The sequence below is a fragment of the Halorubrum amylolyticum genome, assembly GCF_004114995.1.
Taxonomy (GTDB): domain Archaea; phylum Halobacteriota; class Halobacteria; order Halobacteriales; family Haloferacaceae; genus Halorubrum; species Halorubrum amylolyticum.
On record NZ_SDJP01000007.1, the window covers coordinates 75,685 to 88,872 of the forward strand.

Sequence of the window (13,188 nt, forward strand, 5' to 3'; positions counted from 1 at the left end):
GTGACCACAACGCCGACGCCGCTATCGCGCAGCGGACCGCGGATGGCGACTTTTAACCCGAACGCCGCCGAACGGCGCCCATGAGCGACCCCGAGATCGAGGACCTCGTCGGCGACGTGTCGCCCTCCTTCGATCACGTGCTCTCGTGCGTGTTCGGCGTTCGAGACCACGAGAGCCGCACGTACCTGACGCTGCTCGATCACCCGGGGAGCACCGTCGCTGAGCTCGCGGAGACCCTCGACCGGGACCGGTCGAACGTGAACCGGTCGCTGTCGACGCTGCGCGAGAAGGGGCTCGTCGAGCGTCGCCGCCGGCTGCTCGACTCGGGCGGCTACGTCTATCAGTACACCGCGATCCCGGTCCCGGAGGCGAAGGAGCGCCTCCACGACGCCTTGGACGAGTGGGTCGAGGGCGTCCACGCCGCGATCGACGCGTTCGACCCGGACAACCGGGAGTAGGCGCTACTCCCCGTCGCCGTCCCTCTCTCCGTTCTCCTCGCCCTCCGCCGCGTCCCCGCCGCTCAACCCCTCCTCGTCGGGGCGGTCGAGCGAGCGCGGCGCGTCGTGATGCTCGGAGTAGCCGTCGAACCAGCGGGCGATCCGCTCGATGCGGTCGACGACGTGGACGGGCTCGCCCGATCGCGAGAGCTCGTGGCCCTCTCGCGGGTAGCGGACGAACCGCGTGTCGACGCCGTTTTTCCGGAGGATTCGGTGGTACAGCTCCGCCGTGCAGATCGGCGTTCGGGTGTCGTCCTCGGAGTGGATAAGCAGCGTCGGGGTGTCGACCGCGTCGGCGTGGCCGGTCGGCGACTGCTCCCACAGCCACGCCGGCTCGTCGGACGGGACCGCGTCGAAGTCGCCCTCGACGAGCTTGTACGCGGCGTCGGTCGAGCCGTAGAACCCGGTCAGGTCGTACACGCCGCGCTGTGAGACGGCCGCGCGGAAGTAGTCGGTCTGCCCCACCGTCCACGCGGTCATGAAGCCGCCGAAGGAGCCGCCGGTGACGAAGGCGTTCGACTCGTCGACGTACGGGCGCTCCGCGACCGTCTCGACGCCCGCCGTCACGTCCGCGAGGGTGACCGCGCCCCAGTCGCGCTCGATGGCCTGCATGAACGTCTCGCCGTAGCCGGTCGAGCCGCGAGGGTTCGACCAGAAGACGACGTACCCGCGGGCCGCGAGCGTCTGGAACTCGTGCCACATCGTCCCCGCCGTCGACCACATCGCGTGCGGGCCGCCGTGGATCTCGACCGCGAGGGGGTACTTCTCGTCCGTCCCGTTGTCCCCGCCGTCCGGATCGAACCCCGGCGGCGTCAACACCCACCCCTGTATCTCCGCCCCGTCCGACTCGAACCGGATCTCCTCGGGCTTCGGGATCTCGCGCTCGGCGAGGTAGTCGGCGTTGAGCTCGGTCAGCCGCGTCGTCAGGTCCTCCCCGGCGTCGTAAACGAAGGCGTCGCCCGGGTGGTCCCACTCGCTGGCGGCGAACGCGACGGTCACCTCGTCGGAGCCGGCGCCCGCGTGTCCGCCGACGGTGCCGCCCGCCACCGTGCCGGGTCGGCAGAGCCGCTCTGGCTCCGCGCTCCCGTCGCCGGGGACGTACCAGAGGGCGGTCGTCCCCTCGTCGGGCGTCGCGAAGTACAGCGTCGCGTCGTCGGGCCCCCACTGCGGGGCGATCGCGTCGCCGACCCCGCGGTCGAGGGTCGCCGTGAGATCGGTCACCTCACCGCTCTCGCGGTCGAGCACGCGCAGGTCCGTCTGCTGCATGGAGACTCGCTCGGCCGCCGCGTGGGTGAACGCGACCCGGCCGTCTCCGGTCGCCGCGAGCGCGGCGCCCCACCCGGCCGTCTCGTGGACGGTCTCGGTCTCGTCGATCGCGAAGTCGTGCGCTCGGATCGCGATCTCGACCGAGTCGTCGGGGTCGTCGCCGACCTGCTCGGTGACGTAGAGGGTCTCCGCGTCACCCCACTCCGGCGCGCCGAAGTCGGCGTCGCGGTCGGTGACGCGCTCGATTCCGGCGGCCGGGTCGTCGCCGGTCGCGCCGTCGACCGTCGCGTCGGCGTCGACGACGTAGACGTGCGACCGCCGACCGTCGAAGTAGCGCTGTTCGGAGCGGTAGACGGTGCGGTCGACGACGCGCGGGTCGGGGTGGTCGTCCGGCTCGTACTCCTCGGGGACCGACAGGTCCCGGTCCGCCTCGCGGTCCTCGGCCGTCACCGACTGAACGAAGGCGAGCCGCTCGCCGTCAGGCGACCACGCGATCTCTGAGACGCCGCCGACGGCGTCGGTGACCCGTCGCGCCTCGCCGCCGGAGAGCGGGAGCACCCACAGCTGCTGGCGGTCGTCGGCGGCCCCCCGCGTGGCGGTGAACGCGATCCGGTCGCCGGAGGGGCTCCAGCGCGGCTCCGCGTCGGACCCCTCGGCGAGGGTGAGCCGGCGCGGGTCGCCGCCGTCGACATCCGCGAGATACACCGTCGACTCGGTGATCTCGTCGTCGAGCGGCTCCCGTCGCAGGAAGGCGACGCGGTCGCCGTCCGGGGAGAGCCGCGGGTCCGCGGGTTTGGCGATATCGTGGTAATCGGCCGCAGTGACTCGTTCCATGCCGGCGTGTCGCCCGCCGGGCTCAAAAGCCGTCGGGAGCCGGAAAGGAGGTGAACGCCCGGAGTTTCCTCACTCCGCGTCGTTGTCGAACGCCAGCGTCACGCCGCCGTCGTCCACGGTTGCGCCCGCGGCGCACACCGGGTGCTCGAAGTCGGCGCCGAGAACCTCCGTCGCGGCCGCCGCGGCATCGAGGGTCTCGGCGTCCGCGGCCGCGAGGGCGTACGGCTCGGGGCTGTCCGTCTCGTAGGTGGCGACGATCGTCGGCTCCTCGACGGCCTCGACCACGAGCCCGTCGCGGCGGACGACCCCGACGGTTGCGGTCTCGGCGCCGACCACGCCGGCGATCCGCGGCGTGTCGTAGTCGTCCTTCTCGAAGTCGAGCGCGAGCAGGGGCGTCGCCAGCGCGTCGCGGGCGGGGTATCCCAGTTCGAGCTTCTCGGCGATCGGGTCGACGTGCGAGCCGTTGCCGACGACGGCCAGCGGCTCGTCTGCGGGCGTCCGGACCGCGCGCGCGCAGTTGTACGAGACGTACGGGTTGTCCGTCTCGGGCGCGTCGGGAGTCGGCCCGACGGTGAGCGTTCCCCCCCGATCCGTCACGCGACGGTTCGGGAACGAACGCGAGGAGACGCGGTAGGCGCCGATACCGGGGGCGACGACGACGAATCGTCCGACGTACATACAGGTTCGTGGCTATCCGACCGGCTAAAGCGCATCGATATGCACACGTTCGGCGATCAGTCTGGAGGCGGCTGTGAACGCGTAACAGAGGGCCGGCGACGCGCAACGCTTACAAAGACCCACTGGCTATCGATGAGTGCGCACAGTCCATTGGGGTAGTGGCCAATCCTGTTGCCTTCTGGGGGCAACGACCCTGGTTCGAATCCAGGATGGACTATTCTCGCGGTTCGCTTCGGTCGATTCTCGTCCGACCCGTCGATCTCTGCGTCGGCGAATCCGCCTCTCGCTCTCCACGGTCATGCGTCGTTTCGGTTGGAGTCTGAGTTTCTACTGGAACACAATCGCCGTCACGTACTGCGTTTTCCAACCGAAGCAAAGGGGTTCCGTTCCGAGTCCCGTTCGATCCCTACTTCTCGACGTCAAGCAGCGCGACGCGTTCGCGGACGATGTCCGGGAGCCCGCCGGCGGTCGCCGCGATCTCGCGGTCGCCGATGTCGTAGAACTCCCGGACGCGCTCGGCATCGAACGCGGGGTCGAACCCGCCGGCGTCGGCGAACTCCGACGGCGACGCGAGCAGCCCCCTCACCGACGCGGCGGCCGCGTCGAGATCTGCGGCGGACCGGCCCGCGCCCGGGACCGCACCGAAGTCCGCGACGAGGAGGACCGCGCGCTGTTCTCCCTCCGAGACGCCGACCGTGAACGCGCGGTCGATCTGGCGTCTGCCGGCCGCGTACAGCATGATCTCGACGCCCGGATCGCGGGCGACGGCCTCATCTCGACCGATGGCGCGGGCGGCGAGGCGAGTCGCCTCCCGAAGGTACGCAGCCGAGACGACGAGATCGGCGTCGAACGCCTGCACGACCGCGCCCGTCTCCGATGCGACCTCGTCGAGCGACGCGAGGAACGCGTCGAGGTCGTCGACGGCGGCGGTTCCCGCGATCAGTCGATGGGGCGGAGCCGTCGGCGAGGCGGGCGCGTCGTCGGCTCGGGCGTCGGCGTCGCTCATCGAAAATCACCAAGGCTCGCCTGTCCGTCGCCGTCCTCGTCGCTCGCGGAGCCGGCGGTCGCGGCCGCGGAGGCCGACTTGTCCGGCCGCACGTCGTCCATCGAGGGGTCCTCGCGGCCGGCGTGTTCGAGGATGCGCTCGGCGGTGCGCTCGCGGCCGCGGAGCGCGCCGAGGACGACCGCCTTGTCGGCCTCGCGGAGGTCGGCGCGGGTCTCGATCCCGGCCTCGAACAGCCGCCGGGCGCGCTTCCGGCCGACGTTGCGGACGCCGGACAGATCAAGCAGCTCCTCGCGGACGCCGTACTCGATGCGTTTCCGGGCCTCGCGGACCGCGACCACGGCGTCGCCGCCGACCCCCTCCACGTCGCGCGCGAGGGTCTCGGCCGCGCGCAGGAGCCACTCGGCGGTGTCGACCTTCCCGCGGATGTCGCCGGGACCGACCCCGTACCGTTCCGTGATGCGGTCCTCGTCGACCTCGTTGGCCCAGTCCTCCAGCAGGCGGGCCGTCTTCAGCGACGCGAGCCAGTCCTCGAAGCGCACGTCCTCGTACTCGGAGGGCACGTCGCCGAGGAACTCCGCCTCGCGCTCGTAGCAGAGTTCGGTGTACTCCTCTCGGTCCCCCGACTTCAGGTAGAGTTCGTACATGTCGGGTGTGCGGCAGACGAGGTGGTAGAGACCGAGGGGGGTGACTTCGGGGGCCTTCGTCGCCTCCTCGTCTGCCTCTTCTTCCGCCCCCTTCGCCCCCTCCGCTCCCTCCTCGACCGACTCGTCCTCGCCGGCGCGCGTGTAGGTCCCGAATCCGGGTTCGTCGCCGTCGCTCGAACCGTCCGCCTCGCCCGCCCTGACGAACTCGCCGGTGCCGGCGTCGTCGGCTCCCGCGCCTGCGGCGGCCCGAGCGACCGACCGGAGCCCGTCGATCATCTCGGCCGCGCTCATCGGATCGAGGTAGAGCCGCGAGACGGTGTGGCCGATACCGGTCGCGGTCAGGCTCTCGCTCCCGCCGTCGCGGTCGCGCTCGACGAAGTCGTTGACGGCGAGGTAGTCGAGGACGGTGTCGGTGACGGCCGCGAGCCGCCCCTCGTCGTCGGTCTGGGTCGCGTAGAGGGTGTTGTCGAGGAAGGAGAGGAGCCCGTCGCGGGTGGAGGCGAACCCGGAGGCGACGGTGGCGAGCACGTGGGTCCGGAGCGCGGGCTCGGCCGCGAGCTTCGAGCGGACCGGCTCGGGGTCGGCCCATAGGTAGCGCTCGAACAGCTCCTCTTTGGTGTCGGCGTCGTTCGCGAGTAGCACGGCCTCGCCGTACGGGTCGAGGCCGGGGCGTCCCGCGCGCCCGCACATCTGGTGGACCTCCAGCACGTCGAGGGGTTTCATGCCGCCGAACTCCCCGTCGTAGCGGCGCCAGTCGCGGACGATCACCCGGCGGGCGGGGGTGTTGACGCCGGCAGCGAGCGTGGGCGTCGCGGAGATGCACTTGATCAGCCGGTCGCGGAACGCGTCCTCGACGCGGGCGCGGTCCTCGCTCCGGAGCCCCGCGTGGTGGAAGGCCGACCCCTGCTCGACCGCGTCCGCGAGGTCGGCGGCGGTGTCGGTGTCGGAGCCGGAGCGGATCTCCTCGGCGAGTTCGCGGAGTCGATCGCGCTCGTCGTCGGTGAGCCGGGAGCCGGTCACGTCGGTGAGCTTCCGCGCCGACGACTCGGCGTTGCGCCGGGAGTTGACGAAGACGAGCGAGGAGCCGCCCTGCCCGTCCTCCTCGGTGTCGAGCGCGTCGGCGACGAGCCGCGCGGTCTGGTCCTCGCCGCGCTCGACGGGGACCTCCCGCTTGCTCCCGTCGGCGAAGTCGATGGCGTTGCCGAAGTGGACGCCCATCCGAAGGTCGATGGGGCGCCAGTCGGACTCGACGAGCTCGGCGTCGAGCCACTCGGCGATCACGTCGGCGTTGCCGACGGTCGCCGAGAGCGCGACCGTCTGGAGCCCGGGGTTCACCTTCCGGAGCTTCGCGAGGGTCACTTCGAGGGTCGGGCCGCGGTTCGGGTCGTCGACGAGGTGGACCTCGTCGCTCACGACGCAGGTGAGGTCGTCGATCCACGGCGCGCCGTTGCGGATCAGCGAGTCCACCTTCTCCGAGGTGGCGACGATGACGTCGCGGGTCGCCAGCCACTCGCCGTCGGACTCGTAGTTGCCGGTGGAGACGCCGACGGTGACGCCGAACTCCTCCCAGCGCTCGAACTCGGTCTTCTTCTCGCTGGCGAGCGCGCGCAGGGGGACGATATATAGGGCCTTCCCGCCGCGCTCGACCGCCGAGAGCATGGCGAGCTCGGCGATCAACGTCTTTCCGGAGGCCGTCGGGACGGCGGCGACGAGGCTCTCGCCGTCGGCGACGCCGCCCTCGACGGCGGCCGCTTGGGGGGGATACAGCTCCGCGACGCCCTCCGCTTCGAGCGCCTCGCCGACGCCCGCGGGGAGCCCGGAGAGCGAACTCGGTTGCATTACCGGAGGGTGGGTCCCGATCCGATTTAAACCGTCGGAACGGGGCGGTGAGGGAAGCCGACGAGCGCGGCCGCGACCGCCGACGGCGACGTATTTTTATACGGAGATCCGCGGTGGCGCGTGCCTCCGAGCGGCCAACAGGCCGCGAGGAGCACGCGCGAGGGAGTCGGACCGGCGCAGCCGCGCCGGTCCGACGAGGCTGGGGAGGCGTGAGGTGCTGTGCGGAGCGGTGCGGAGCGGTGCGGGGTGGGACTCAAAGGGGCAGCCGTGAGGACGCCGCAGGCGATGTAAGTACCGCAGGGAACGAGCGGAGCGAGTGACCGAGGAACGCAGCGAGCGTGCGGCGTCCTCGCGGCTGGGGATTTGGAGGTGTTCCGCGCGGTCGACGGTCGGTCCGTGATCGGTCCGTGTCTCGGAAGTATTCGACCCGCAACTAATGATCGATCGAACCGAGTCAGGGGGCGACGCCGACCGTCAGAAGCGTCCCCCACGTTCGGTATCGATCGACCATCGCCTCGCGGGACTCCCAGTCGTCGGTCGGAAACGCCGAGGCGTCCGGAATCTCGATATCGCGGTCGGGGATCGCGTCCTGCTCGGCGACGTACAGCCCGGCCTCGCGGAACGCATCCCGGTACTCCGCCCGGCTCCACAGCGTCATGTCGACCGAGATGTTCTCCTGCCACGCGTGAGTCTGCTCGCTCTCCGCGAAGTAGTTGACCGCGCAGTAGAAGGTGCCACCGGGCTTCAGCACCCGTCGGATCTCCCGGAGCGTGTTGTGCGGGTCGGCCGCGTAGTAGAACGCCTCCATCGAGAAGACGCGGTCGAGCGAGTCGTCGGCGAAGGGGAGCGCGTCGAAGTCGCCGACGAGGAACCCGATCGCGTCGTCGTCGGTGTATCTCCGGGCGTTGCGGGCCATCTCGGGCGCGCCGTCGAGCCCGTACGCCCGCCCGATCCCCCGCTCGCGGAGCGCGCGGAGGGCGTAGCCGGAGCCGGTGCCCAGATCGAGGACGGCGTCGCCCGCCTCGACCGGCATACGCGCGAGGACGTGCTTGGCGGTGTGCCAGTGGCGGTCCTCCATGCCGCGGTCCTTCCCCGCTGCCGCCCACTCGTCGAACTCCTCGCGAACGCTCATACGCGGGCGAACGGGTGGGCGGGTGAAAAGCGTCGCCGTTTTATCGGCTGACGTTCCTTCAAAGAGTATGAAGCGACCGCGGAGCCTCCGTCGGCCGAAGTTCCGGATCGCTGACTCCGCACAGCAGGCGGTCGGGGGGTTCCTCCTCGCGGGCCCGTTCGTCGTCACCGAGGAGGTGTGGGTGCTGGCGGGCAGCATGAACTGGCTGCAGGCGGTCCTGACCGCCGGCGTCGTCGGACTGATCGGCTACGCGGCGCTCTACCGGGCCGACACCGATCGCGATCTGGACGACGAACGAGAGGTCGCCGGGATCCCCGTTCGGTTCGTCTCGCTGATGATCGTCGCGTTCGGCTCCGTAGCCGTCCTCGCGCTGCTTTTCGACGCCCCCGGGACCTTCCTCATCGAGGAGGGCGTGGTCGGCGCGGAGCTGTGGGGGACGACGTTCAAGGCGGTCTCCGTCGGGGCGGTGTTCAGCGTGGTCGGCGCCGCGACCGCCGACAGCGTGTTCTGAGGGCGCCGGCACCCCAAGTGGCGACGGGAATGCCCGCCTCACACGACCACAGAGACCACCGCGAAGAGAATGAGCACGCCGGCGACGTCACAGAGGTTGGTGACGACGGGGATGGTCGTGTCGTCGGGGTTGAGCCCGACGCGGTACGACACCTCGACCGCGGCGACGCTGGCGACGACGACGAGAACGGCGAGCACCAGCCCCGAGACGAGCGAGACGAGCAGCACGCGCCCGAGTCCGAGGGTCCCACCGAGCGCGACACCGATCCCCCACGCCGCGACGCCGACCGCGCCGAAGACGGTTCCCGCGAGCGCGAACACGGCGCCGACGTTGGCGCGGAGGTCGGGATTCGACGGGCTCAGCTCGTACGTCCCGAGGTAGAGCTGGGTGGTGAGCCGCGAACAAGTGATCGACGCGAGGTTCCCCGCGGTCCCGATCTGGACCGGGACCAACACGAGGAGCGCAGGGTTCTGCACGAGGGTCTCCTCGTACGTTTCGAGAACCGTCCCGGAGACGAGCTGGAGCACCGACAGCGCGGCCAAAAGCGGGATCATCGTCCTGACGATCCGGCGGACCGACCACTCGTCGACGTACTCGCTGTCGCGGTTCCCGCCGCGGTCGCCTTCAGACCCGCTCATAACACGGTCCCCACGACGTAGATCCCGACGAGGAGAAAGAAGATCCCGAACACGTCGCCGAGCGTCGTCACGACGGGGCCGATCACGTTGTCGGGGTCGAGCCCGCGCCGGTAGCCGACGAAGATGACGGCGATGAGCACCGAGATCATGAGCACCGCCGAGAGAAAGCCGGCGACGACCATGATTCCGACCAGTTCGAGGAGGTTCCCCTCGTTTCCGAACAGGCGTAGCCAGAGGTACGTGATCACCGCGATAAACACGGAGACGGTCATTCCGTTGATGAAGGAGGCGAGGATCGCGTTCGTGAGCCGGCGATCCAGCCGGAAGCGCGGCTCGATGAGCCCCTGGTGGAGCCCGGTCGAGAGCCGCGCGCCGAGCGAGCCGTAGACGCCCCCGCGGGTGGCGAGGAACGCCGGGAGCAACAGGAGCAGTCCCGGCACCTCGGAGATACCGGCCCGCATCGTCTCCGAGCCGAGGATCGTCCCGGAGAACAACCCCGCGACGAGACTGACGAGAATCACCGGGAGCGCCTGCCGGTAGACGTCGCGGGCGGTGTCGTGGCCGGGCATCGACCGTGTCGACGGTGCCGACGGTGAAAAAACCGGCCGGGAGCGGGTCGGTCGGAAGAAGCGGACGGCGACCGACTGCCGTGCCCCGCATCGTTAAGTCGGTCGGGCGGGTTCCCGATCCCATGGACTACTCGCTCGCCATCGAGAACGGGCCGGAAACGATCCCGGGCGGAACCGGGCTCCTCCTCGTTCACCCGAGCATCGGCGAGACCGACCGGATCGACACGGACTTCCTGAAGACCGACACCGACGCCTTCCTCGTCGTCTCGACGCGAACCACCGCGCGCGAGGTCGAGCAGAAGCTGGAGTACTACGACGTCGACGAGACGAAGGCGACCATCCTCGACACCCTCTCCGTCGAGCGCGGATACTCCCGCCGCTCCTCGGACGACGTGTACTACGTCTCCGCGCCGGACGACCTCGACGGGGTCGTCGACCGGGTAGAACGGTTCCTCACCGAACACGAGGGGAAGCGACGCGTCTCCGTGGACTCGCTCACGGAGATGGCGTACTACGCCGACGACGACGCGGTGTACGAGGCGGCCGCGGACATCCTCGATCTCTTGGAGGAACACGACGCGGTCGGCATCTTCCACCTCTCCGAAGAGGTCCACGAGGTCGCGACGCTGGACCGGTTCCGAGAGCTGTTCGAGGGCGTCATCGAACTCGACGGGGACGGGAACGTGACCGTCGACGTGTGAGATAGCGCAGTCAGCTGTTTTTCGGTAATACCGCCTCGCTACTCCGCGGCGTCGACCATCGACGCGACGGTCTTCTCCGCCCACGCCACCGCGTAGGGAGCGCCGCGGTCGCGGTACGCCGCGGTGTCGAGTGCCGCGAACGGCGCGGGCAGGTCGAGGCCGTGGCGGACCGCCGAGCAGGCGTATTCGGTCGCGCTCGCGAACTCCGTCTCTCCCCGAGCGACCTCGCCGGCGAGGCCGCCGAGCCGCCCTTCGAGGCTGTCGCCGGCGTCGACCCACGCGTCGAACAGCCGGGGATGGGTTCCCTCCCACGACGCGAAGGTGTCGCGAGTGTACAGCCCGACCCACGCGTCGAACAGCGCGGTCGCGATCTGGAAGGCGTCGCTGGGGCCGAGCCCGGTCGTGGACGCGCCCGTGTCGGGATCGGGCTGCCGGATCGCGGCGTCGAGGTCGCGGTAGCGCTCGCCGAAGAACGGAAGGAAGCTCTCGGGAAGGGTAGAGTCCGGCACCTCTTCGGGCAACGATCCCGATGGCGGCTCGACGCCGATCTGGACCAGCCGGTCCGCGATCAGGAACGCGAGGAAGTCGTCGGGCGTCCCCTCGGCGCGGTGTTTGACGAGTACTGACTGAGGGTCTGTCTGCGTCGTTCGGACGACGGTTCCGTCCCCCGGAAGCCCCACCGTGAAGGTCGGACCGGCGTACTTGCGGAGCAGGTCCGGCACCTCGTCGGGGAGCCATTCGACCGGAAACGACGCGGGTGAGAGCCCGTCGGCGAAAAGGCCGAGGTCCTCCGCTGCGGCCGGGGGGAGCGTCTCGAAGTCCGCGTCGACATCGAGCACCGACGATCCCGGCGCATGGGCCTCGCGAACCGCGTCGAGGTCGTCGTCGAGCGGACGGGTCGAGAACATCAAGCGAAGACGTACGAGAGGATGATAAGGACCGACAACGCGGCCGAAACGCCGATCGTTCCGACGACGATCTTTGTGGATTTGCTCATGGAAGTCCCTGTGTCCGCCGGTCGTTTAAAGCTATATTCTTCGGCGAGACCGTGATCGGGAGCTGGCGGCGAGAGTGCGATCGATGGGCTCCGCGGGAGCGTGTACCGACACCGGTTTTATCCCTGACCGACGGATATCCGTTGTATGCGAATCCGTGACGCGCTCGAATCGGACGCCGAATCGCTGGCGACGGCGACCGATCGGCCACGAGGGGTCGTGAAGGACATGATCCACGACCGATCGGTTCGCGTCGCGGTGGCAGGGAGCGGCGGGAAGAGCGGTGGCGGCGACGAACGGACTAGCGGCGATGGGGGAGCCGGCGGTGCCGACAGTTCGGCCGACAGCAACGGTGACGGTTCGTCCGTCACCGGATTCGTCGCGTTCGATGCACGCGGCGAGACCGTGCACGTGACCGACTTCGACGGCGACGACGAGGCGATCCGGCGGCTGTTCGAGGAGCCGCGTCGGTTCGCTCGACGGGAAGGAATGGGCGTCGAAGTCGTCGTCCCGGACGACGAGCGAACGGGAGCGATCCTCGAAAATTCGGGATTCGAGTCGGCCGGGCCGGGACCGCGGTTCGAGGGGCGCCGGACGACGCGGTACGTGATCGATTCGGCCGATTTGGACGGATAAGACCGGAGAGGGTCGGTGAGGGAGAAGCGTCAGTCGAACCGGCCCTGAACGATTTCGAGCGCCTCCTCGCGGTCGTCCCAGTCGACGAACACCGCGACCGAGGTCGCGCTCGTGATCAGGTCGATGATGTTGATCCCGTCCTCGGCGAGGGGAGCGATGATCTCCTGGATGACGCCGGACTGGTTCGGAAGCTCTCCGCCGGTCACCCGGATAACCGCGATCGGGTCGGCGACGGTGACCGAGGAGAGCGCCTCGTCGTCGACGACCGCCTCGTGGAGCAGCGCCTCGGCCGTCTCGGCGAGGTCGACATCGACGTAGAAGGTGACCGAGTCCATCCCGGAGGCGACCGCGTCGATGTTGATCTCCTCCTCGCGGAGCGCGTTCGCGAGCTGCGAGAGGATGCCCGCGCGGTTCCGGATCGCGCGCCCGGCGATGGTGAGACACGCGAGCGGCTCCTCGCGCATGTCGATCAGGCTCTCGAACTCGCCCTCGATCCGGGTGCCACCCCTGAGCAGGTCGCCGTGTTGGTAGTGGACGACCCTGACGGCGAGGTCCTCGTCCTTGTACGAGAGCGCGGACGGCGCGACGACCTCCGCGCCGCGGAACGAGAGGTTCCGCAGCTCGTCGACGGTGATCCGGCCGACGTTGCGCGCCCCCTCGACCACCCGCGGATCGCCGGTCATCACGCCCTCGACGTCCGTGACGATCACGACCTCGTCGGCGTCCATGTAGTTGCCGAGCATGACGGCGGTGGTGTCGGACCCGCCGCGGCCGAGCGTCGTGACGTTCCCGTCGTGGTCCTCCGCGAGGAAGCCGGTGATGATGGGGACGACCCCGTCCATCTCGGCGGCGATCTTTCGCGCGCGCTTCTTCGTCTCCTCGACGTCGACCTCGCCGAGCTCGTTCGTGATGACGGGCCAGTCCGGGTGGCCGGGTTCGAGGAAGACGGCGTCGACATCGCGGACCGAGAGGGCGGCCTTGAGCATCCGGACGCTGGTGCGCTCGCCCATCGAGACGATCTCGGCGCGGTCGGCGTCGTCCGTCTCGAAGGTGATGTCGTCGAGGAGGTCGTCGGTCGTCGACCCCATCGCGCTCGCGACGACCGCAATCTCGTGGCCCGCCGCGACCGCGTTCGCGACCGAGTCCGCCGCGCGCTCGATCCGGTCGCCACTTCCGAGGCTCGTGCCGCCGAACTTGGCGACTACGCGCATACGGTCACCTCGCTATCGACGGGTCGCTGGC

The 13,188-nt window shown here is 69.8% G+C and carries 14 protein-coding genes; 4 read left to right on the plus strand and 10 right to left on the minus strand.

Annotated features, from left to right (window positions below; genetic code table 11):
* Positions 1-80: 80 nt before the first annotated feature.
* Positions 81-458 carry a helix-turn-helix domain-containing protein gene (locus ESO89_RS07975; protein ID WP_128905006.1) on the plus strand — a complete coding sequence of 126 codons (378 nt, stop codon included), beginning with the start codon at positions 81-83 and terminating at the stop codon, positions 456-458.
* A gap of 3 nt (positions 459-461) precedes the next feature.
* Here ESO89_RS07975 and ESO89_RS07980 read toward each other — a convergent pair whose 3' ends face one another.
* From ESO89_RS07980 to ESO89_RS08005, 5 genes are all read right to left on the minus strand, one after another.
* Positions 462-2,597: a S9 family peptidase gene (locus ESO89_RS07980; protein WP_128905007.1), complete on the minus strand. Its 2,136-nt coding sequence runs from the start codon at positions 2,595-2,597 to the stop codon at positions 462-464.
* A gap of 69 nt (positions 2,598-2,666) precedes the next feature.
* Positions 2,667-3,275, minus strand: coding sequence for an IMP cyclohydrolase (locus tag ESO89_RS07985; RefSeq protein WP_128905008.1), 609 nt, complete (start codon positions 3,273-3,275; stop codon positions 2,667-2,669).
* Positions 3,276-3,681: 406 nt separating this feature from the next.
* Positions 3,682-4,281 carry a KEOPS complex subunit Cgi121 gene (gene cgi121, locus ESO89_RS07995; protein WP_128905009.1) on the minus strand — a complete coding sequence of 200 codons (600 nt, stop codon included), beginning with the start codon at positions 4,279-4,281 and terminating at the stop codon, positions 3,682-3,684.
* On the minus strand, positions 4,278-6,764 hold the full coding sequence (locus ESO89_RS08000; RefSeq protein ID WP_128905010.1) for an ATP-dependent DNA helicase: 2,487 nt from the start codon (positions 6,762-6,764) through the stop codon (positions 4,278-4,280). The genes cgi121 and ESO89_RS08000 overlap by 4 nt, the downstream gene beginning before the upstream one ends.
* Before the next feature lie 454 nt (positions 6,765-7,218).
* Complete coding sequence (locus tag ESO89_RS08005) at positions 7,219-7,896, minus strand: class I SAM-dependent methyltransferase (protein WP_128905011.1); 678 nt, start codon at positions 7,894-7,896, stop codon at positions 7,219-7,221.
* Positions 7,897-7,963: 67 nt separating this feature from the next.
* On the opposite strand from ESO89_RS08005, the gene ESO89_RS08010 reads away from it, so the two are divergent.
* Positions 7,964-8,407, plus strand: coding sequence for a DUF2391 domain-containing protein (locus ESO89_RS08010; RefSeq protein ID WP_128905012.1), 444 nt, complete (start codon positions 7,964-7,966; stop codon positions 8,405-8,407).
* A 38-nt stretch (positions 8,408-8,445) separates the two neighbouring features.
* On the opposite strand, the gene ESO89_RS08015 is transcribed toward ESO89_RS08010, so the two are convergent.
* Both ESO89_RS08015 and ESO89_RS08020 read right to left on the minus strand, forming a co-directional pair.
* The gene (locus tag ESO89_RS08015) at positions 8,446-9,045 is read right to left on the minus strand and encodes a magnesium transporter (RefSeq protein WP_128905013.1); all 600 of its coding nucleotides are present in this window, start codon (positions 9,043-9,045) and stop codon (positions 8,446-8,448) included.
* Positions 9,042-9,614: a magnesium transporter gene (locus ESO89_RS08020; RefSeq protein WP_128905014.1), complete on the minus strand. Its 573-nt coding sequence runs from the start codon at positions 9,612-9,614 to the stop codon at positions 9,042-9,044. The genes ESO89_RS08015 and ESO89_RS08020 overlap by 4 nt, the downstream gene beginning before the upstream one ends.
* A 122-nt stretch (positions 9,615-9,736) precedes the next feature.
* Here ESO89_RS08020 and ESO89_RS08025 point away from each other — a divergent pair, with 122 nt between their 5' ends.
* Positions 9,737-10,315: a DUF7090 family protein gene (locus ESO89_RS08025; RefSeq protein WP_128905015.1), complete on the plus strand. Its 579-nt coding sequence runs from the start codon at positions 9,737-9,739 to the stop codon at positions 10,313-10,315.
* Positions 10,316-10,353: 38 nt separating this feature from the next.
* Here the strand turns inward: ESO89_RS08025 and ESO89_RS08030 are convergent, their stop codons facing one another.
* Positions 10,354-11,223, minus strand: coding sequence for a DUF7089 family protein (locus ESO89_RS08030; protein WP_128905016.1), 870 nt, complete (start codon positions 11,221-11,223; stop codon positions 10,354-10,356).
* Positions 11,223-11,312, minus strand: coding sequence for a hypothetical protein (locus tag ESO89_RS19490; protein WP_449272009.1), 90 nt, complete (start codon positions 11,310-11,312; stop codon positions 11,223-11,225). The genes ESO89_RS08030 and ESO89_RS19490 overlap by 1 nt, the downstream gene beginning before the upstream one ends.
* 145 nt (positions 11,313-11,457) lie before the next feature.
* Between ESO89_RS19490 and ESO89_RS08035 the strand changes: the two genes are divergently transcribed.
* Positions 11,458-11,946: a hypothetical protein gene (locus ESO89_RS08035; RefSeq protein WP_128905017.1), complete on the plus strand. Its 489-nt coding sequence runs from the start codon at positions 11,458-11,460 to the stop codon at positions 11,944-11,946.
* Positions 11,947-11,975: 29 nt separating this feature from the next.
* On the opposite strand, the gene ESO89_RS08040 is transcribed toward ESO89_RS08035, so the two are convergent.
* Positions 11,976-13,157 carry an aspartate kinase gene (locus ESO89_RS08040; protein WP_128905018.1) on the minus strand — a complete coding sequence of 394 codons (1,182 nt, stop codon included), beginning with the start codon at positions 13,155-13,157 and terminating at the stop codon, positions 11,976-11,978.
* Positions 13,158-13,188: the final 31 nt, after the last annotated feature.

What these genes read in the sequence shown, in the direction of transcription:
- ESO89_RS08010 (WP_128905012.1), top strand. Translation starts at nt 7,964, where the DNA reads ATGAAGCGACCGCGGAGCCTCCGTCGGCCGAAGTTCCGGATCGCTGAC.
- ESO89_RS07980 (WP_128905007.1), bottom strand. Translation starts at nt 2,597, where the DNA reads ATGGAACGAGTCACTGCGGCCGATTACCACGATATCGCCAAACCCGCG.
- ESO89_RS19490 (WP_449272009.1), bottom strand. Translation starts at nt 11,312, where the DNA reads ATGAGCAAATCCACAAAGATCGTCGTCGGAACGATCGGCGTTTCGGCC.
- ESO89_RS08000 (WP_128905010.1), bottom strand. Translation starts at nt 6,764, where the DNA reads ATGCAACCGAGTTCGCTCTCCGGGCTCCCCGCGGGCGTCGGCGAGGCG.
- ESO89_RS07975 (WP_128905006.1), top strand. Translation starts at nt 81, where the DNA reads ATGAGCGACCCCGAGATCGAGGACCTCGTCGGCGACGTGTCGCCCTCC.
- ESO89_RS08020 (WP_128905014.1), bottom strand. Translation starts at nt 9,614, where the DNA reads ATGCCCGGCCACGACACCGCCCGCGACGTCTACCGGCAGGCGCTCCCG.
- ESO89_RS07985 (WP_128905008.1), bottom strand. Translation starts at nt 3,275, where the DNA reads ATGTACGTCGGACGATTCGTCGTCGTCGCCCCCGGTATCGGCGCCTAC.
- ESO89_RS08015 (WP_128905013.1), bottom strand. Translation starts at nt 9,045, where the DNA reads ATGAGCGGGTCTGAAGGCGACCGCGGCGGGAACCGCGACAGCGAGTAC.
- ESO89_RS08040 (WP_128905018.1), bottom strand. Translation starts at nt 13,157, where the DNA reads ATGCGCGTAGTCGCCAAGTTCGGCGGCACGAGCCTCGGAAGTGGCGAC.
- ESO89_RS08005 (WP_128905011.1), bottom strand. Translation starts at nt 7,896, where the DNA reads ATGAGCGTTCGCGAGGAGTTCGACGAGTGGGCGGCAGCGGGGAAGGAC.
- ESO89_RS08025 (WP_128905015.1), top strand. Translation starts at nt 9,737, where the DNA reads ATGGACTACTCGCTCGCCATCGAGAACGGGCCGGAAACGATCCCGGGC.
- ESO89_RS08035 (WP_128905017.1), top strand. Translation starts at nt 11,458, where the DNA reads ATGCGAATCCGTGACGCGCTCGAATCGGACGCCGAATCGCTGGCGACG.
- ESO89_RS08030 (WP_128905016.1), bottom strand. Translation starts at nt 11,223, where the DNA reads ATGTTCTCGACCCGTCCGCTCGACGACGACCTCGACGCGGTTCGCGAG.
- cgi121 (WP_128905009.1), bottom strand. Translation starts at nt 4,281, where the DNA reads ATGAGCGACGCCGACGCCCGAGCCGACGACGCGCCCGCCTCGCCGACG.